The organism is Bacillus jepli (assembly GCF_047238305.1).
Lineage (GTDB): Bacteria > Bacillota > Bacilli > Bacillales > Bacillaceae_L > Ferdinandcohnia.
Genome location: NZ_JBDFMO010000001.1, coordinates 1,031,815 through 1,050,882 on the forward strand (window position 1 = coordinate 1,031,815; position 19,068 = coordinate 1,050,882).

General features: G+C 41.9%; 14 protein-coding genes, 1 tRNA gene, 2 rRNA genes, 1 other RNA gene and 1 other annotated feature. Of the genes, 3 read left to right on the forward strand and 15 right to left on the reverse strand.

The window, feature by feature from the left end; genetic code table 11:
- Window position 1 precedes the first annotated feature (1 nt).
- The 9 genes from ABC371_RS05360 to tadA all read right to left on the reverse strand — a co-directional run bounded on the left by ABC371_RS05360 (window position 2) and on the right by tadA (window position 9,375).
- A 23S ribosomal RNA gene (locus ABC371_RS05360) occupies window positions 2-2,932 on the reverse strand.
- Window positions 2,933-3,208: 276 nt separating this feature from the next.
- Window positions 3,209-4,758 (reverse strand): 16S ribosomal RNA (locus tag ABC371_RS05365).
- Together the 16S and 23S rRNA genes form the textbook arrangement of a ribosomal RNA operon.
- A 321-nt stretch (window positions 4,759-5,079) precedes the next feature.
- Complete coding sequence (locus tag ABC371_RS05370; RefSeq protein WP_116354843.1) at window positions 5,080-5,346, reverse strand: pro-sigmaK processing inhibitor BofA family protein; 267 nt, start codon at window positions 5,344-5,346, stop codon at window positions 5,080-5,082.
- 143 nt (window positions 5,347-5,489) lie between these two features.
- Window positions 5,490-5,702 carry a YaaL family protein gene (locus ABC371_RS05375; protein ID WP_412895849.1) on the reverse strand — a complete coding sequence of 71 codons (213 nt, stop codon included), beginning with the start codon at window positions 5,700-5,702 and terminating at the stop codon, window positions 5,490-5,492.
- 10 nt (window positions 5,703-5,712) lie between these two features.
- Complete coding sequence (recR, locus tag ABC371_RS05380; RefSeq protein WP_412895850.1) at window positions 5,713-6,309, reverse strand: recombination mediator RecR; 597 nt, start codon at window positions 6,307-6,309, stop codon at window positions 5,713-5,715.
- Between the two features lie 28 nt (window positions 6,310-6,337).
- Complete coding sequence (locus tag ABC371_RS05385) at window positions 6,338-6,658, reverse strand: YbaB/EbfC family nucleoid-associated protein (protein ID WP_412899284.1); 321 nt, start codon at window positions 6,656-6,658, stop codon at window positions 6,338-6,340.
- A gap of 31 nt (window positions 6,659-6,689) precedes the next feature.
- The gene (gene dnaX / locus ABC371_RS05390; protein ID WP_412895851.1) at window positions 6,690-8,381 is read right to left on the reverse strand and encodes a DNA polymerase III subunit gamma/tau; all 1,692 of its coding nucleotides are present in this window, start codon (window positions 8,379-8,381) and stop codon (window positions 6,690-6,692) included.
- Window positions 8,382-8,523: 142 nt separating this feature from the next.
- Window positions 8,524-8,788, reverse strand: an RNA gene (gene ffs / locus ABC371_RS05395) — signal recognition particle sRNA large type.
- A gap of 95 nt (window positions 8,789-8,883) precedes the next feature.
- On the reverse strand, window positions 8,884-9,375 hold the full coding sequence (tadA, locus tag ABC371_RS05400; protein WP_412895852.1) for a tRNA adenosine(34) deaminase TadA: 492 nt from the start codon (window positions 9,373-9,375) through the stop codon (window positions 8,884-8,886).
- A gap of 116 nt (window positions 9,376-9,491) precedes the next feature.
- On the opposite strand from tadA, the gene ABC371_RS05405 reads away from it, so the two are divergent.
- From ABC371_RS05405 to ABC371_RS05415, 3 genes are all read left to right on the forward strand, one after another.
- Window positions 9,492-10,778, forward strand: coding sequence for a glycosyl hydrolase family 18 protein (locus ABC371_RS05405; protein WP_412895853.1), 1,287 nt, complete (start codon window positions 9,492-9,494; stop codon window positions 10,776-10,778).
- A gap of 200 nt (window positions 10,779-10,978) precedes the next feature.
- Window positions 10,979-11,635, forward strand: coding sequence for a deoxynucleoside kinase (locus ABC371_RS05410; RefSeq protein WP_412895854.1), 657 nt, complete (start codon window positions 10,979-10,981; stop codon window positions 11,633-11,635).
- Window positions 11,622-12,290, forward strand: a complete 669-nt coding sequence (locus tag ABC371_RS05415; RefSeq protein ID WP_412895855.1) for a deoxynucleoside kinase — start codon at window positions 11,622-11,624, stop codon at window positions 12,288-12,290. Before ABC371_RS05410 ends, ABC371_RS05415 begins: the two co-directional genes overlap by 14 nt.
- A 142-nt stretch (window positions 12,291-12,432) precedes the next feature.
- Here ABC371_RS05415 and ABC371_RS05420 read toward each other — a convergent pair.
- The 6 genes from ABC371_RS05420 to guaB all read right to left on the reverse strand — a co-directional run bounded on the left by ABC371_RS05420 (window position 12,433) and on the right by guaB (window position 18,994).
- A tRNA-Ser gene (locus ABC371_RS05420) sits at window positions 12,433-12,525 on the reverse strand.
- 102 nt (window positions 12,526-12,627) lie between these two features.
- On the reverse strand, window positions 12,628-13,911 hold the full coding sequence (gene serS, locus ABC371_RS05425; RefSeq protein ID WP_412895856.1) for a serine--tRNA ligase: 1,284 nt from the start codon (window positions 13,909-13,911) through the stop codon (window positions 12,628-12,630).
- A 160-nt stretch (window positions 13,912-14,071) separates the two neighbouring features.
- Window positions 14,072-14,289, reverse strand: a binding site (T-box leader).
- A gap of 38 nt (window positions 14,290-14,327) precedes the next feature.
- The gene (gene pdxT / locus ABC371_RS05430; RefSeq protein WP_412895857.1) at window positions 14,328-14,918 is read right to left on the reverse strand and encodes a pyridoxal 5'-phosphate synthase glutaminase subunit PdxT; all 591 of its coding nucleotides are present in this window, start codon (window positions 14,916-14,918) and stop codon (window positions 14,328-14,330) included.
- Between the two features lie 18 nt (window positions 14,919-14,936).
- Window positions 14,937-15,821 carry a pyridoxal 5'-phosphate synthase lyase subunit PdxS gene (gene pdxS, locus ABC371_RS05435; RefSeq protein ID WP_412895858.1) on the reverse strand — a complete coding sequence of 295 codons (885 nt, stop codon included), beginning with the start codon at window positions 15,819-15,821 and terminating at the stop codon, window positions 14,937-14,939.
- Window positions 15,822-16,042: 221 nt separating this feature from the next.
- Window positions 16,043-17,392 carry a D-alanyl-D-alanine carboxypeptidase family protein gene (locus tag ABC371_RS05440; RefSeq protein WP_412895859.1) on the reverse strand — a complete coding sequence of 450 codons (1,350 nt, stop codon included), beginning with the start codon at window positions 17,390-17,392 and terminating at the stop codon, window positions 16,043-16,045.
- 135 nt (window positions 17,393-17,527) lie between these two features.
- The gene (gene guaB, locus ABC371_RS05445) at window positions 17,528-18,994 is read right to left on the reverse strand and encodes an IMP dehydrogenase (RefSeq protein ID WP_412895860.1); all 1,467 of its coding nucleotides are present in this window, start codon (window positions 18,992-18,994) and stop codon (window positions 17,528-17,530) included.
- Window positions 18,995-19,068 lie beyond the last annotated feature (74 nt).

Consider the following 19,068-nt stretch of genomic DNA (forward strand, 5'->3'; position numbering starts at 1 on the left):
TTTGGTTAAGTCCTCGATCGATTAGTATCAGTCAGCTGCACATGTCACCATGCTTCCACCTCTGACCTATCAACCTCGTCATCTTCGAGGGATCTTACTAGTTTAACACTATGGGAAATCTCATCTTGAGGGGGGCTTCATGCTTAGATGCTTTCAGCACTTATCCCTTCCACACATAGCTACCCAGCTATGCCCTTGGCAGGACAACTGGTACACCAGCGGTGTGTCCATCCCGGTCCTCTCGTACTAAGGACAGCTCCTCTCAAATTTCCTACGCCCACGACGGATAGGGACCGAACTGTCTCACGACGTTCTGAACCCAGCTCGCGTACCGCTTTAATGGGCGAACAGCCCAACCCTTGGGACCGACTACAGCCCCAGGATGCGATGAGCCGACATCGAGGTGCCAAACCTCCCCGTCGATGTGGACTCTTGGGGGAGATAAGCCTGTTATCCCCGGGGTAGCTTTTATCCGTTGAGCGATGGCCCTTCCATGCGGAACCACCGGATCACTAAGCCCGACTTTCGTCCCTGCTCGACTTGTAGGTCTCGCAGTCAAGCTCCCTTGTGCCTTTACACTCTACGAATGATTTCCAACCATTCTGAGGGAACCTTTGGGCGCCTCCGTTACTCTTTAGGAGGCGACCGCCCCAGTCAAACTGCCCACCTGACACTGTCTCCAAGGCCGATAAGGCCTTCGGGTTAGAATTTCAATACAGCCAGGGTAGTATCCCACCGACGCCTCCACCGAAGCTGGCGCTCCGGCTTCCAAGGCTCCTACCTATCCTGTACAAGCTGTACCAAAATTCAATATCAGGTTGCAGTAAAGCTCCACGGGGTCTTTCCGTCCTGTCGCGGGTAACCTGCATCTTCACAGGTACTATAATTTCACCGAGTCTCTCGTTGAGACAGTGCCCAGATCGTTACACCTTTCGTGCGGGTCAGAACTTACCTGACAAGGAATTTCGCTACCTTAGGACCGTTATAGTTACGGCCGCCGTTTACTGGGGCTTCGATTCAGAGCTTCGCTTACGCTAACCCCTCCTCTTAACCTTCCAGCACCGGGCAGGTGTCAGCCCCTATACTTCGCCTTGCGGCTTCGCAGAGACCTGTGTTTTTGCTAAACAGTCGCCTGGGCCTATTCACTGCGGCTTTTCAGGGCTATTCACCCTAAAAAGCACCCCTTCTCCCGAAGTTACGGGGTCATTTTGCCGAGTTCCTTAACGAGAGTTCTCTCGATCACCTTAGGATTCTCTCCTCGCCTACCTGTGTCGGTTTGCGGTACGGGCACCTTCTACCTCGCTAGAAGCTTTTCTTGGCAGTGTGGAATCAGGAACTTCGGTACTTTATTTCCCTCGCCATCACAGCTCAACCTTACGGTAAGCGGATTTGCCTACTTACCAGTCTAACTGCTTGGACGCGCATATCCAACAGCGCGCTTACCCTATCCTCCTGCGTCCCTCCATTGCTCAAACGGTAATGAGGTGGTACAGGAATTTCAACCTGTTGTCCATCGCCTACGCTTTTCAGCCTCGGCTTAGGTCCCGACTAACCCTGAGCGGACGAGCCTTCCTCAGGAAACCTTAGGCATTCGGTGGAGGGGATTCTCACCCCTCTTTCGCTACTCATACCGGCATTCTCACTTCTAAGCGCTCCACCAGTCCTCTCGGTCTGACTTCGCTGCACTTAGAACGCTCTCCTACCATTGTTCGTAAGAACAATCCACAGCTTCGGTGATACGTTTAGCCCCGGTACATTTTCGGCGCAGAGTCACTCGACCAGTGAGCTATTACGCACTCTTTAAATGGTGGCTGCTTCTAAGCCAACATCCTGGTTGTCTAAGCAACTCCACATCCTTTTCCACTTAACGTATACTTTGGGACCTTAGCTGGTGGTCTGGGCTGTTTCCCTCTTGACTACGGATCTTATCACTCGCAGTCTGACTCCCGAGAATCAAGTCTTTGGCATTCGGAGTTTGACTGAATTCGGTAACCCGATGAGGGCCCCTAGTCCAATCAGTGCTCTACCTCCAAGACTCTAACTCGAGGCTAGCCCTAAAGCTATTTCGGAGAGAACCAGCTATCTCCAAGTTCGATTGGAATTTCTCCGCTACCCACACCTCATCCCCGCACTTTTCAACGTGCGTGGGTTCGGGCCTCCATTCAGTGTTACCTGAACTTCACCCTGGACATGGGTAGATCACCTGGTTTCGGGTCTACGACCACGTACTATATCGCCCTATTCAGACTCGCTTTCGCTGCGGCTCCGTCTCTTCAACTTAACCTTGCACGGGATCGTAACTCGCCGGTTCATTCTACAAAAGGCACGCCATCACACATAAATGTGCTTTGACTACTTGTAGGCACACGGTTTCAGGTTCTCTTTCACTCCCCTCCCGGGGTGCTTTTCACCTTTCCCTCACGGTACTGGTTCACTATCGGTCACTAGGGAGTATTTAGCCTTGGGAGATGGTCCTCCCAGCTTCCGACGGGATTTCTCGTGTCCCGCCGTACTCAGGATCCACTCAAGAGAGAACGAAGTTTCAACTACAGGGTTGTTACCTTCTCTGACGGACCTTTCCAGGTCGCTTCGTCTACTTCGCTCTTTTGTAACTCCGTATAGAGTGTCCTACAACCCCAAGAGGCAAGCCTCTTGGTTTGGGCTATCTTCCGTTTCGCTCGCCGCTACTCAGGAAATCGCGTTTGCTTTCTCTTCCTCCGGGTACTAAGATGTTTCAGTTCCCCGGGTCTACCTTCGCTTACCCTATGTATTCAGGTAAGGATACTGCCCCATTACGAGCAGTGGGTTTCCCCATTCGGAAATCTTCGGATCAATGCTTACTTACAGCTCCCCGAAGCATATCGGTGTTAGTACCGTCCTTCATCGGCTCCTAGTGCCAAGGCATCCACCGTGCGCCCTTCATAACTTAACCTATTCGGCTTTGATAAGCGTCGAATCTCTTCGTCACCGCTTGTCGTCATCATCCTCACGTACGTTTAAGTACGCTCCGGTGATTCCTCAATCGGTTCCTCGACCTTCTCGCTTCTCATTCACCTTTAAGTTTTAAAGAACTTTTACTACTTCAATGAATGTTTTGTTACGTTATCTAGTTTTCAAGGAACAAAATTGAAAGCACAAAAGCACTCTCAAAACTGACCACAATACAAAGCGTCTTTTTATGAAGTTCGTAGAACTTCAGTTTCCTTAGAAAGGAGGTGATCCAGCCGCACCTTCCGATACGGCTACCTTGTTACGACTTCACCCCAATCATCTGTCCCACCTTAGGCGGCTGGCTCCTTACGGTTACCCCACCGACTTCGGGTGTTACAAACTCTCGTGGTGTGACGGGCGGTGTGTACAAGGCCCGGGAACGTATTCACCGCGGCATGCTGATCCGCGATTACTAGCGATTCCGGCTTCATGCAGGCGAGTTGCAGCCTGCAATCCGAACTGAGAATGGTTTTATGGGATTGGCTTAACCTCGCGGTTTTGCTGCCCTTTGTACCATCCATTGTAGCACGTGTGTAGCCCAGGTCATAAGGGGCATGATGATTTGACGTCATCCCCACCTTCCTCCGGTTTGTCACCGGCAGTCACCTTAGAGTGCCCAACTTAATGCTGGCAACTAAGATCAAGGGTTGCGCTCGTTGCGGGACTTAACCCAACATCTCACGACACGAGCTGACGACAACCATGCACCACCTGTCACTCTGTCCCCGAAGGGAAAATCCTATCTCTAGGAGTGTCAGAGGATGTCAAGACCTGGTAAGGTTCTTCGCGTTGCTTCGAATTAAACCACATGCTCCACCGCTTGTGCGGGCCCCCGTCAATTCCTTTGAGTTTCAGTCTTGCGACCGTACTCCCCAGGCGGAGTGCTTAATGCGTTTGCTGCAGCACTAAAGGGCGGAAACCCTCTAACACTTAGCACTCATCGTTTACGGCGTGGACTACCAGGGTATCTAATCCTGTTCGCTCCCCACGCTTTCGCGCCTCAGCGTCAGTTACAGACCAGAGAGCCGCCTTCGCCACTGGTGTTCCTCCACATCTCTACGCATTTCACCGCTACACGTGGAATTCCGCTCTCCTCTTCTGCACTCAAGTCCCCCAGTTTCCAATGACCCTCCACGGTTGAGCCGTGGGCTTTCACATCAGACTTAAAGGACCGCCTGCGCGCGCTTTACGCCCAATAATTCCGGATAACGCTTGCCACCTACGTATTACCGCGGCTGCTGGCACGTAGTTAGCCGTGGCTTTCTGGTTAGGTACCGTCAAGGTACCGCCCTATTCGAACGATACTTGTTCTTCCCTAACAACAGAGCTTTACGATCCGAAGACCTTCTTCGCTCACGCGGCGTTGCTCCGTCAGACTTTCGTCCATTGCGGAAGATTCCCTACTGCTGCCTCCCGTAGGAGTCTGGGCCGTGTCTCAGTCCCAGTGTGGCCGATCACCCTCTCAGGTCGGCTACGCATCGTTGCCTTGGTGAGCCGTTACCTCACCAACTAGCTAATGCGCCGCGGGCCCATCTGTAAGTGATAGCTAAAAGCCATCTTTTAATACGAGACCATGTGGTCTCATATATTATCCGGTATTAGCTCCGGTTTCCCGAAGTTATCCCAGTCTTACAGGCAGGTTGCCCACGTGTTACTCACCCGTCCGCCGCTAACCTTTGGGAGCAAGCTCCCAAAGGTTCGCTCGACTTGCATGTATTAGGCACGCCGCCAGCGTTCATCCTGAGCCAGGATCAAACTCTCCAATAAGAGTATTGATTGCTCAATAAGTTTTGTTACTTAGAATTAACGTTGACGCTTGTATTGTGTTCAGTTTTCAAAGAACTTTATTAACTCGCCTCTCAGAAGCGACTTTATTAATATAACATCCTCACAAAAATAAGTCAACCATATTTTTTAAATGTTTTCTTATTCATATTGTATTCCCTGTGAGGAATATAAATATACACCCGATTAAACAGAATGTCAACAAATTATATTAAAATAATTTTAAGTGATTTTTCATTCTTACCTTAATAAGCTTCTCTACGGTTTCCAAATAAAAAAACAAATGAAAGTCCATTTGTTTTTTTATCCTATAATAAATAAGTCTATAATGACGAGTGCAGCTAACCCTGGAAGACCGAGTAGACCAGATACAGCAGATGTAACTAGATTAATTGGAACATGCAAATCAAATGAAGCTCCGAATGCATTTAAGAAAAATAAAAACAAGGCTCCAATTAGAACTTTAACAAATACTTGTCCTACTAATCGTATGGGCTTTAGAGGAGCTCCCATTAGAAGCACAAGCACGATCAATCCTCCAAGTATGGATATAACAATCTTTGGTTCCAATCAAACTTCACTCCTTCACACAATTTGTACTACTATTCTATGTGGATGAAGGGTTTTAAGAACCTCTTGTCCTCTTTTTGTTTAGCAAATTGTCAATAAAAAATCCTACCTAAGGTGTCAATTATACCTTGGTAGGATTTGTTTTATAGAAATATTTTTCGCCTTTTTGCTTCCCGTAATAAAAAGAAGTATTTTGTTTCCGCTACTTTTAGATCATTTAAAATAGCACCAGAAGGCTCAATACTTTTTTCAATGAGGATTTTCTGTCTCATCCATTCCTTCTTTGCGATTTCTAATTGAGTAAAGAGCTCTTGGTTAAATTCGTTTCGAAGCTTTCTCTTCTTTTTAAAAAGCATAAAAGACCTCCTACAATTCCCGACGTCCTTCAAGCGCCTTTGATAGTGTTACTTCATCAGCGTACTCTAAATCTCCACCAACAGGTAAACCATGAGCAATTCTTGTAATTTTAATTCCTGTTGGTTTTAGTAGACGGGAAATATACATAGCTGTAGCTTCCCCTTCGATGTTCGGGTTAGTCGCTAAAATGATTTCTTGTACTGTATCATCCTGAAGTCGTTTGAGTAATTCAGGTATTTTGATATCCTCTGGCCCTATACCATCCATTGGAGAAATAGCCCCATGTAACACATGATATAAACCATTGTATTCCTTCATTTTTTCCATTGCGATAACATCCTTTGGATCTTGAAGTACACAGATAATGGTTTTATCACGACGTTCATCTTCGCAAATGTAACATGGATCTCTATCTGTTATATGCCCACAATTTGAGCAATATGTGAGGTTTCGTTTCGCATTGACGAGTGCCTTCGCAAAATCAAGTACGACATCCTCTTTCATATTTAATACAAAAAAAGCCAGACGCACGGCTGTTTTTGGGCCGATACCTGGCAATTTCATAAAGCTATCTATTAGCTTAGATATTGGTTCAGGATAATGCATATCTATCTAAGTCCTTTCAAACCGACGATTAGAACGGTAGGTTCATTCCTTTTGTAAATTGACCCATTGTTTCATTTGTAAGGTCTTCGATTTTCTTTAAAGCATCATTTGTCGCCGCTAATACAAGGTCTTGAAGCATTTCGATATCTTCTGGGTCTACCACTTCTTCTTTAATAACGACATCAATAATTTCTTTTTGACCATTTGCCTTTACAGTGACCATACCTCCACCAGCAGTTCCTTCAACTACCTTTTCAGCAAGTTCCTCTTGTGCCTTTTGCATATCCTTTTGCATTTTCTGCATTTGTTTCATCATTTTTTGCATATTTCCCATTCCGCCACCACGCATCATGTTCATTTCCTCCTTAAAATTACTCTTATTATTCCTTTATTTCAATGAGTTCTGAACCAACAATTTTCATTGCTTCTGCAATAAGAGGGTCTTCTATATCCTCTGGTCTTTCATCATCATCATCGGTTCGTTGCCCACGGATAAACTCTTCTCTAATTTTACCCCATTCATCATCTGGTACACCAATCATTTCAAACGTATGTCCAGTTAGTCCAGTAAGAATGTTTTCAAGATTTTCTTTTACTTCCTGGTTTTCTGAAGCCATTTTACAATGGATTTCATATTTGAATTTTAACACAAAAGCAGTTGAAGAAGCTGCAACTGGTTCACTTTCGATTAAAAGGGCTGCGTGCGATACTTTATTTTGACTGCGAAGCTGCTCAAGCATATCGCCCCATTTTCCTTTTAATAAGTCAAGGTTTTGTCTTGTTGCACTCTTTAATATCTCATTAATTCTCCCAACTGGTGTCCTATAGCCGTTTCTTGATGACTTTTGTGGACGTTTTTCGGCTGGCTTGGTATCCTGTGGGTGGGCTACCACACCTTTTTCTTTAATGGAAGCAAGGTCAGATTCTAACTTATTTATTTTATTCAGCAAGCCTTCAATTTGTGGCAATGACTCTAGCGATTGTTGTTGTTCCATTTGGGTAAGCTTTACAAGCGCTACTTCCAAAAATATACGTGGATGATTCGTCCACTTCATCTCTTGTTGTGCTTGATTTAAAACATCGATGATTTCGTAGATTTCAGAACCCTGTATACTTTTTGCAAGTTCCGTAAAGTCCTCATCGACTAAGACCCGCTCCAATACCTCTTCTAACTGAGGGGCAGTTTGATATAAAAGCATATCCCTATAGTAAAAGATGATATCTTCAATAAAGCGCATCGGATCTTTCCCGTGATCCATCATTTCATCCAGTGTCTTTAAGGCCGTTCGAACATCACGGTCCCGAACTGCCTTGACTACATTCGTTAAAAAGGATTGTGATACAGCTCCCGTAATCGTAAGAACATCCTCAAGCTTTACCTCTTCATCACTAAACGAAATTGCTTGGTCAAGTAAGCTTAAGGCATCTCGCATTCCACCTTCAGCCGCCCTTGCAATTACATAAAGAGCTTGCTCTTCAACATTTACATCTTGTTCAGCTATGATTGTTTTCATCCGCCCGACGATTGCTTGTGTAGTAATGCGGCGAAAATCAAAGCGTTGACATCTAGAAATAATCGTTAGTGGAATTTTATGTGGTTCAGTCGTTGCCAAAATAAAAATGACATGTCGAGGAGGTTCCTCCAATGTTTTCAGCAAGGCATTAAATGCTCCGATTGAAAGCATATGAACTTCATCAATGATATATACTTTATACCGTACTGCGCTTGGAGCATATTTTACTTTATCACGAATATCCCTGATTTCATCAACACCGTTATTCGATGCAGCATCGATTTCAATTACATCAGCGATTGAGCCATCTGTAATTCCTTTACAAGCCGCACACTCATTACAAGGTTCAGCTGTAGGCGAGTGCTCACAGTTTACTGCTTTTGCGAATATTTTCGCAGCACTTGTCTTTCCTGTTCCCCTTGGTCCTGAAAAAAGATAGGCGTGTGAAAACTTCTCTTGAAGAAGGGCATTCTGCAAGGTTTTCGTAATATGTTCTTGTCCCACCACATCATGAAATTCTTGTGGTCGAAAGACACGGTATAATGCTTGATATGCCATTGGTTTTGCCCCTCCTTCTTATCGTCCAGTTCTTATTATACAGGAAGTGAATATTCAGTACAAAGTGATTATACCATTCATGTAAAAATAAATAATAAAAAAACCCACCCGGATGAGTGAGTTGTTTTATGTAGTATAACTGCCGTGCACCTTCCGTCGAATAGTTACCCCAGGCGTTACTCAAGCAGTTAGCTCGGTCCAGGCAACCCTACGGCACATGGGAGAGTCCGCTTACTGCTGCTTCCTTCCGGACCTGACAGGGTTCACGGGTTCCCATTGCGTAGGACCCAGACGTCAACACCACTTACTTGAGTCAGACCCTACAATAACTACCCTCTATGAAGGGATTCGGCCTCGCTAGAGCGGATTGCGAGTACAGGGCACCGCTACCTCCCCGCTTAGCACGGCAAAATTGATACCAAATTGTTAGGTGTCTTTGTGACACATTCTTAGTATAAAGGCTTAGCAAAAAAAAATCAATCAATACCAACTGTAAGTTTTTTCAAGTTGTACCAGTTGTCGTTTTCTTTTCTTCTTTCTTTTTCCTTCTGATCTCTTTAAAAAACGAACTTAACAGCTGTCCGCACTCTTCTTCACAGACACCTGAAATAACTTCTGCTTGATGATTAAATCTTTGTTCCTGTAAAAGATTCATTAACGTTCCTGCACATCCACCTTTTGGATCGCTTGCACCGTATACAACCCTATTCACTCGAGATAGTACAATCGCTCCAGAGCACATGGCACATGGTTCAAGTGTGACATACAAGGTGGCGTTCTCTAATCTCCAAAAACCAATTTCTTTACATGCTTCATCAATCGCAAGTAACTCTGCATGTGCAATTGAACGTTGCTGTGTTTCACGAAGATTATGAGCTGAGGCAATCACTTCGTCATTTATAACGAGCACGGCACCTATTGGTACTTCATTTATAGCTGCTGCCTTTTTCGCTTCTTCAATCGCTAATTTCATATAATACTCATCAGACTTCATCGGATTAAATACTCCCTTACATGGCATTTAGGCACTTTAACCAAGCATCTTCTTCCCTTTTCTCTCATAGAGTAATAAAGGTGTGTTACCTAGATTGTAGAATGAGGAGGTCAAACATGCAAATTCATGTTGTAGAACAGGGACAATCCATAACCGGAATTGCACAAGCATATAGTACAACGGCCGATGAAATTGTTCGTGCAAATCAAATTCCCGAACCTAATAACTTAGTTGTCGGTCAGGCGATGGTCATCCCGATTGTTGGTCAATTTTACTGGGTGCAGCCTGGTGATAGTCTTTGGTCCATCGCCAATAAATTTGGGGTTAATTATCAGCAATTAGCACAGATCAACCAAATTCCACCTAATCGACCACTACAAGTCGGACTTAGAATTTATATTCCGGAACGTCCGAAACGAAATGCAGAAATCAATGCTTATGTTGAACCATTAGGATCTTCAGTAAGTCCCGCTCTTGAAAGAAGTACACGACAAGCAGCTCCATACTTAACCTACTTAGCCCCATTTAACTTTCAAATAAAACGAGACGGCACTTTAAAGGAACCACTGCTGAACAATTTCCCAAGCATTGCAAAAGAAAAAAATGTGACACTAATGATGGTCGTAGCTAATTTAGAAAATGGACAATTTAGTGATGAATTAGGTAAACTTGTGCTTAATAATGAAGATATCCAAAATAAGCTCTTAAACACAATTGTAGAAACGGCAAAAAAATACGGTTTCCGAGATATTCATTTTGATATGGAATTTTTACGTCCACAAGACCGTGAAGCGTATAACAACTTTTTGCGGAAGGCTAAAAAACGCTTTGGTCAAGAGGGCTGGCTGCTCTCAACAGCGCTCGCTCCTAAAACAAGTGCCGAACAAAAAGGCGATTGGTATGAAGCCCATGACTATAAGGCACATGGTGAAATCGTCGACTTTGTCGTCATCATGACGTATGAATGGGGATATAGTGGCGGGCCACCAATGGCGGTATCTCCAATTGGTCCGGTCCGGGATGTCATTGAATATGCCCTTACCGAAATGCCAGGATCCAAAATTATGATGGGACAAAACCTCTATGGCTATGATTGGACACTTCCATTTGTTCAAGGCGGTGAGTATGCGAAGGCTGTTAGCCCGCAACGAGCAATTGAAATCGCAAAGCAAAATAATGTTCCAATCCAATACGATACAAAAGCACAAGCACCTCACTTTGACTATACAGACTCCGCCGGAAAGCAGCATAAAGTGTGGTTTGAAGATGCAAGAAGTATTCAGGCAAAGTTTGATTTGATTAAGGAATTAAATTTGCGAGGAATTAGTTACTGGAAGCTTGGACTTCCATTCCCACAAAACTGGCTGTTGATCACAAACAATTTTAATGTTGTAAAAAGATAGGATTCCTAAAAGGAGCTCGACTACTCGAGTTCCTTTTTTATTTACGACTCACTTTAACAGAATAGAGAGGTAGAACGTCACATCATGTTCACCTCAAATTTTCCCAATTTGTTTTTTCGACAATACATAACAATCTTCATTGTTCCTATGATAAAATAATCCTTATCTGTGCAATTTAGATGTAAAAAGGGGGACACGAGATGGGTAGTAGGATTCCTTTTGTTACAGTGGAGGGTCCAATCGGAGTTGGAAAAACCTCTCTCGCTAAGGCGATTTCAGAACGCTTTGAATTTGCCTTACTTAAAGAGATTGTCGATGAAAATCCATTCTTAGGGAAATTTTATACAGATATTGATGAGTGGAGCTTTCAAACAGAAATGTTTTTCCTCTGTAACCGATATAAACAACTTGAAGACATTAATCACTTTTACCTTCAAAAAGATCAACCAGTTGTTGCGGATTATCATATATTCAAAAATATTATTTTCGCCGAGCGAACATTGAAAACACATCAATATCAAAAATATCTTCAGATTTACAAGATATTAACGGCAGATATGCCTGTTCCGAATGTCGTAATCTATTTACACGCAAGTCTTGATACATTATTAGAGCGAATCGAAATGCGTGGTAGGGACATTGAAAAAAATATAGATCCAGCATACTTAAGTCAACTTAGCCGTGATTATGAGCAATTCATGACACAGTTCGAAAAATCCCATCCCGATATTCCTGTCATTCGATTTAATGGGGACGAATTTGACTTTGTGCAAAATAAAAGTGACCTAGATCAAATTCTATCAAAGATAGATGACATCATTCTCGAAAAAGGAGTTAGACATAATGAATTTGCGTAATAAATATGATATCCCTAGTAATGCAGTGATTACCGTTGCTGGAACCGTTGGAGTAGGAAAGTCTACCATGACAAAAGCCTTGGCTGATGCACTTGGATTTAGAACCTCTTTTGAGAAAGTGGATACTAATCCATATTTAGATCGGTTTTATGCTGATTTTGAAAGATGGAGCTTTCACCTTCAAATCTATTTCCTTGCCGAGCGCTTTAAAGAGCAAAAGAAAATCTTCGAATATGGCGGTGGATTTATTCAGGATCGTTCCATCTATGAAGATACAGGTATTTTCGCAAGAATGCATTACGAAAAAGGAACAATGGCACCTGTCGACTATGAGACCTACACCAACCTCTTTGATGCAATGGTGATGACACCATATTTTCCTCATCCGAATTTATTAATTTATCTTGAAGGAAGTCTTGATGATATTATCAGTCGTATTCATGAACGCGGAAGACCAATGGAGCAACAAACCCCAATTTCTTATTGGGAGGAAATGCACGGCCGATATGAAAAATGGATCAATAACTTTAATGCTTGCCCCGTTCTTCGATTAAACATTAATGAGTACGATATTATGCAGGATGGAAGTTCAATTGAACCGATTATCGCAAAAATTTCAAGTTTCATTAGACAGACTGAGCTTTTAAAAAGCTAAAAAAACCCCCTTTTGAGTGACAATCTCAAAAGGGGGTCTTTTTTGACTATATTTCTTTTTGATAAAAAATAAAAAACTCGTTACCATGACAGTAACGAGTCCATCTCCAATACTTTATGCGCTAGTATTATTTTCAATAATATGGCGGAGGAAGAGGGATTCGAACCCCCGCGGGCTTTAACACCCCTGTCGGTTTTCAAGACCGATCCCTTCAGCCGGACTTGGGTATTCCTCCGTATCGACAAAAATTAATATACCATAGTTTAAAAGTGAAAGTCAACATTTTTTCTAAAAAAATTTTTGGCCAGGAAAATATAAATCCTGGCCCATTCCTTTATTACTTCTTCGGACCGATTACTTCCTTATTCCCCATATATGGGCGTAATACCTCAGGAATAATCACCGTGCCGTCTTCCTGTTGGTAATTTTCTAAAATCGCAGCCACAGTTCGACCAATTGCAAGTCCAGAACCATTTAATGTGTGAACATGTTCTGGCTTAGAATCTCTGTCACGACGGAAACGAATATTTGCACGTCTTGCTTGGAAAGCTTCAAAGTTACTACAAGAAGAAATTTCACGATATGTTTCATAGCTTGGAATCCATACTTCAATGTCATATTTCTTCGCGGCAGTGAATCCTAGATCAGCACTACACATGCTTAAAACTCGATATGGAAGACCTAGTAGTTGAAGTACTTTTTCAGCATTTGCTGTTAGGCTCTCTAGTTCCGCGTAAGAATCTTCCGGCTTAACAAACTTTACTAACTCTACTTTATTAAATTGATGTTGACGAATCAAGCCTCTTGTATCTCTTCCAGCAGAACCAGCTTCAGACCGGAAACAAGCACTAAATGCTGCATACTTAATTGGTAGTTCATCGCCACTTAAGATTTCATCGCGGTGAAGATTCGTAACAGGAACCTCTGCAGTTGGAATTAAAAAATAGTCTTCACTTTCAATGAGGAATGCATCCTCTTCAAACTTAGGAAGCTGTCCTGTTCCAGTCATACTTGCACGGTTCACTAAATAAGGAGGAATGACTTCCTCATACCCATGTTCCTCCACATGAAGGTCTAACATAAAGTTAAATAAGGCTCTTTCTAATCTAGCCCCTAGCCCCTTATAAAATACAAAACGGCTTCCAGTGACCTTTCCAGCACGTTCGAAATCTAGTATTTGTAGTTGATCGGCAATTTCCCAGTGTGGCTTTGGTTCAAAACCAAATTCAGGAAGTTCACCCCACTTGCGAATTTCTACGTTATCATCCTCAGATTCACCAATTGGTACACTTTTGTGAGGTATGTTTGGAATAGATAACATGAGATGTTCTAATTGTTCCTCAACACCTCGTAATTCCGTATCCAATTCCTTAATTTGATCACCAACCTCACGCATTTCCAAAATAAGAGCGTCAGCATCCTTTTTCTCTCTTTTTAAAACGGCAATTTGGCCAGACACTTCATTCCTACGACCTTTTAACTCTTCAGTTTTCGCAATAAGCTCACGGCGTGTCTTGTCCAATTCTTCAAAACGACCAAGATCCGTTAAATCCTCACCACGAAACTGAAGTCTTTCTTTTACCTCATTAAAATGGCTTCGTAAATATTTAATATCCAACATCACTAAAACCTCCTAAAATCTATGTAGTATACAAATAAAACCTTCCTCTCGACTGTATAAAACAAGAGTTTTGAGATAGCACAGATTCGGAGAACCAAGCTAACAAAGAACTCGCCGCTTATCGACAGTCAAAAGGCAAATAAAAAACTCCCGCCCCTAAAAAAGGGACGAGAGTTAACCCGCGTTACCACCCTAGTTGAGGATACAAGTATCCCCCTCTTGAAAAAGATAACGGATTTACCGAAAATACCTACTGGAAAACTTACGGTTCAGTATTTCACTCAAGGATGGATTCACAAGCTTTTTTCATCAGTTCACACCAGCCACCGACTCTCTTAAGAAAAAAAGCAAGTTACTATTTCCTATCATAGATTTATCATTTATTATTATCTTCAGTTTTACCACGTTTTGATTGTTTATACAAGGTTTTTTGCTTTTGATTCTTCGACCATTTTTACAAAATACGCAGTAAAACGATGATCATCTGTTAATTCTGGATGGAAGGAACAGCCTAAAAATTGACCTTCACGCGCTGCCACAATTCTACCATCATGTTTTGCCAGGACCTCAACGTTTTCTCCCGCTTCTACAATATGTGGTGCACGAATAAACACACCTACAAAATCGTCTGCGATTCCAGGTATCATCAACTCCGCTTCGAAGCTCTCACGTTGACGACCAAATGAATTTCGCTCAACCGCCACATCCATTAAACCAAGATGCGGTTCTTTATAATCAACAAGCTTCTTTGCTAGAAGGATTAACCCTGCACATGTGCCAAACATTGGTTTTCCTTGTGCTGCAAATGCACGTAGAGGTTCCATAAAATGATATTTATCAATTAAACGACGCATAGTTGTGCTTTCCCCACCAGGGATAATAAGTCCGTCAATTTCTTCAAGTTGTTCTACCTTTTTTACAATTACTGCTTCTGCCCCAGAGGCTTCTATTGAACGTACATGCTCTCTAACAGCACCCTGAAGTCCCAATACTCCAATTTTAACCACGACTGAACACCTTCTATCTTACCAGCCTCGTTCTTGCATGCGTTGGTCTGGTAATAATGATGAAATTTCAATACCCTTCATGGCATTTCCTAAACCTTTTGATAGATGGGCAATTAATTCGTAATCTTGATAATGTGTAGTTGCTTCAACAATTGCGCGAGCAAATTTAGCAGGATTGTCTGATTTAAAAATACCAGAACCTACAAACACACCATCAGCACCAAGTTGCATCATTAACGCAGCGTCTGCTGGAGTCGCAACACCACCTGCTGCAAAGTTAACAACTGGTAGACGACCTTCTTGTTTGATTTGAAGTAATAATTCAAATGGCGCCCCTAAATTTTTCGCTTCTGTCATCAATTCATCTTCGCTCATGCCAACAACTTTGCGAATTTGAGCATTTACTTTTCTCATATGACGTACAGCTTCAACGATATTACCTGTTCCAGGCTCACCTTTTGTGCGAAGCATAGATGCGCCTTCCGCAATACGGCGAGTTGCTTCACCTAAATCACGGCATCCACATACAAACGGAACAGTGAAATCACGTTTATTTAAATGGAATTCCTCATCCGCTGGAGTTAATACTTCACTCTCATCAATATAGTCAACACCCATAGCCTCTAGTACCCTTGCTTCTACTATATGACCAATACGAGCTTTTGCCATAACAGGAATAGTAACAGCACCCATTACTTGCTCAACTATTGTTGGGTCAGCCATTCTAGCAACTCCACCTGCTGCACGAATATCAGCTGGAACACGCTCTAATGCCATTACTGCTACTGCGCCGGCTTCTTCAGCTATTCTAGCCTGCTCTGCATTCACAACGTCCATAATAACGCCGCCTTTTTGCATTTCAGCCATTCCTCGTTTTACTCGATCTGTACCTGTATTTGCCACTACGATTCCCCCTATATGATGTTTAATTAGATTAGCTTATTTATACGCTTTATCATATCATATTTTGATAAATAATATATAAATGCCTATTAAAAAAATCTTAAGATTATTCTAACGCAGTTTTAATATATTTCCTAGTAAATATACCAAAATAGTATACATTGGAAGAAATTGAAAAAACCTCCCTCTATAAATAGAAGGAGGATAGTATTGATTAATGCTTAAAACCAGCCTTTTACGGTATTCGCTACACTTGACCAAATATCACCAAAGAAGCCGCCGATTCCTCTCATCATGAGAACAAACCAATTTGTCTTCTCCACGCCTGTGTCAGTTACAAGTGCTACCTGTAATTTATCACCACCGCCTGGTGTGATATACCCTAAATCATCACCATCATAGGAAACAGCCATATGACCGACTTTGGTTCCCTCTTTAAATGGTGCTGTTACCTCTTTGTCTTTTGAAAGTACCTTTTTATCAAAAACATATTTTGCTTTAAATGCTGACTTATCTACACCCTTTGGAACAATAAGTTTCACAGGTGCTTCAGTTGAAATTTCTACTTCTTTTTCTTTTCCTTTAACAACCTTTAGATCTTTATGGCCCTTTAATTGGTAGCCTTCAGGGTAAACTTCAATTTGCTCAAAATTATTAAAACCGTAATCTAACAACTTACTTGTTTCTTTGAAACGTTCAGGTTCACTTGTAGCACCCATCACAACGGAAATTAATCTTTTCCCATTTCGCTCAGCTGTTCCAGTGAAACAATAACCAGCTGCAGGTGTAGTACCAGTTTTTAATCCATCCATTCCTTCATAATGGAATTGAGCTAGATATGGAGAAACACTTGGATCATGTTTTAACATCCAATTCCAGTTGTCTAGTTTTTCACCATAAAAATCAAGTTGTGGGATACTAGAAATATCCAATACATGTGGATAATCACGAATTAATGAATAGGCTAATAATGCTACAGATCTTGCAGAAAGCATATTATCTCCATCTGGACTTGTTCCTTCGGGATAATTATCACCTAGCATAGAATTAGATAACCCTGTACTATTTACAAACTCATAGTCAGGAAGACCTAATTCTTCTGCCTTTTTATTCATTAGCTTTACAAATTCACCCTCAGTACCAGCTAGTAGTTCCGCTAGTGTAATAGTAGTTGCGTTATCTGAATAGATCGCCATTGCTTTATAAAGCTCTTCAACCGTATAATCGTGATTTAGTCGTAAGCCAACACCTGAAAAGTTATTATTCGCAGATATATCATAGGCATACTGACTAATTTGAGTCGTTTGATCCCATGAAAGTCTACCTTCATCAATAGCTTCCAATACTAGATATTCAGTCATCATTTTAACCATACTTGCAATTGGTGCTGCCTGATCTGCATTTTTTTCATATAGGATCTTACCTGTATTTGCATCTATCAATATTGCATTTTTTACATTTATATCAAGAGCAGGAGCCGCCTTTGCCGGAGGTACTTGCCCTACAATAAGCGATAGCAAAAAGACTGCTATAAAACTTAAAATCAATCTTTTTTGTGTTTGTTTTTTCACGTTTTAAACCTCCACTTTCGTATTACGCACAAAAATCATTTTAACACATCGGCTTCAAAAAAAATAGACAGAGTACATGACTCTATCTACCTTAATATAAAAATCCTACCAATGGATTATTTTGTCGAATTTAGCTTATAGTGTTGAATAGTTTGGTGCTTCTTTTGTAATCTGAACATCGTGCGGATGACTCTCACGTAATCCTGCACCTGTCATTTTAATAAATTGAGCCTTTTCTCTTAGCTCTTCTAGATTCTTTGTACCGCAGTACCCCATACCTGAACGAATACCACCAATTAATTGATAAATCGTATCTGTAAGAGGACCTTTGTATGGAAGACGTCCTTCAATTCCTTCAGGAACAAATTTCTTCGCATCCTCCTGGAAGTAACGGTCCTTACTGCCTTTTTCCATTGCAGCAACTGAACCCATACCGCGATATACCTTAAAGCGACGACCTTGGAAAATCTCTGTTTCACCTGGGCTTTCGGATACACCTGCAAGTAAGCTACCAAGCATGACTACATGTCCTCCAGCAGCTAATGCCTTTACGATGTCACCAGAAAATTTAATACCGCCATCCGCAATAATTGAAACACCATGTTTTCTTGCTTCTGTTGCACAATCATAAATAGCTGTAATCTGTGGAACACCAACACCTGCAACAACACGTGTTGTACAAATAGAACCTGGTCCAATACCAACCTTTACAACACTAGCACCAGCCTCAATTAGAGCTCGGGTTGCTTCAGCAGTTGCCACATTACCAGCAATTATATTTAAGTCTGGATACTGGTTTCGAATTTTTCTTACTGTTTCAAGAACACCTGCTGAGTGACCATGTGCTGTATCAACAACAATTGCATCAACTCCAGCTTCTACAAGCTTTGCAACACGAGGCGCCGTATCTTTTGATACACCAACAGCTGCTCCTACTAATAAACGTCCCTGTGCATCCTTTGCAGAATTAGGAAACTCAATTACTTTTTCAATATCCTTAATCGTAATAAGTCCTTTTAATACACCACTCTCATCAACAAGTGGAAGTTTTTCAATTTTATACTTTTGTAAAATCTTTTCTGCCTGTTCTAAAGTCGTACCAACAGGGGCAGTCACGAGATTTTCCTTTGTCATGACATCAGAAATTAGAATGGAATAATCTTGAATAAAACGAAGGTCACGATTGGTAATAATACCAACTAAGATTTGTTCTTGTGGGTTATTTACAATTGGGACACCAGAAATACGATATTTACCCATTAAATGCTCTGCATCAAATACTTGATGACTTGGAGTTAGGAAAAATGGATCGGTGATAACGCCACTTTCTGAACGTTTCACTTTATCAACCTGTTCGGCTTGTTGCTCAATAGACATATTCTTATGAATGATACCCAACCCGCCTTGACGTGCCATGGCAATTGCCATTTCGTGCTCTGTAACAGTATCCATACCTGCACTAATAATCGGGATATTTAATTTAAGTGTCTCTGTTAACTGAACCCCTAGATTTACATCTTTAGGTAATACTTCTGACTTTGCCGGTAATAATAATACATCATCAAACGTTAATCCTTCTTTAGCAAACTTCGTTTCCCACATGTAATAAATCCCCCTTCGATTGAAAAATATTATTAGTAGATTATCAACTGGGTAAACTACTGTCAAGAAAGGAA